Origin of the sequence: Bacillus sp. JJ664 (assembly GCF_036962205.1) — a bacterium.
Lineage (GTDB): Bacteria > Bacillota > Bacilli > Bacillales > Bacillaceae_G > Gottfriedia.
In genome coordinates this window covers 1-259 of sequence record NZ_JBALMS010000012.1, presented here as the reverse complement: position 1 = coordinate 259, position 259 = coordinate 1, and the positions used below count along the sequence as shown (strand labels likewise).

Sequence of the window (259 nt, the reverse complement as noted above, 5' to 3'; positions counted from 1 at the left end):
AAATCAACAAGTTTCTCCAGTCCAAACAGGAAAGCCAAATCAACAAGTATCACCAATTCAAACAGGAAATAAGGCGCAAACATTGCCAGCATACTCAGGACCAAACTCAAATGCGGCACAAACATCGCCGGCATATTCAGGACCAAATGGGGCACAAACATTGCCGGCATTTTCAGGACCAAATGGCGCGCAAACATTGCCAGCGTTCGAAGGGCCAAATTCACCACAAACATTACCGGCATATATGGGACCGAACGAA

General features: G+C 46.3%; 1 pseudogene. It reads left to right on the top strand.

The annotated features are described in order from the left end of the window. A pseudogene (locus V7056_RS02085) lies at positions 1-259 on the top strand (hypothetical protein); the annotation flags it as partial.